General features: G+C 59.6%; 1 pseudogene. It reads left to right on the forward strand.

Annotated features, from left to right (window positions below):
• Positions 1-354 (forward strand): annotated as a pseudogene (locus KP705_RS19710) (Tn3 family transposase); the annotation flags it as partial.

Below are 354 nucleotides of genomic sequence, written 5' to 3' on the forward strand. Positions count from 1 at the left end.
GCAATATCCTGCGATTGCTGGAACGCCTGGAGTGTGTACGATCCCTGAACCTCGACAGCGCTCGCGCCACGACCATACCGCGTGTGGCCTTTGACCGTTTGAGCGAAGAAGCTGCCCGGATTACGCCCCAGCATCTGGCCGAGCTTCGGTCATCCCGTCGTTACGCCATTCTGGTGGCAGCCGGGGTCCGACTTGAGGAGGTTCTAACCGACGCGGCCCTCACAATGATGGACAAACTCCTCGGAAGCATGATGCGCCGTGCCGAGCACCGGATCCGTGACAAAGCGATTGTCACCATGCGATCGTTGCAGGCCCAGCTTCGTCTGCTGACAACCTCTTGCCGTCATCTGATTG

The organism is Gluconobacter sp. P1D12_c, assembly GCF_018812105.1.
In the GTDB taxonomy this organism is placed as follows: Bacteria; Pseudomonadota; Alphaproteobacteria; order Acetobacterales; family Acetobacteraceae; genus Gluconobacter; species Gluconobacter oxydans_A.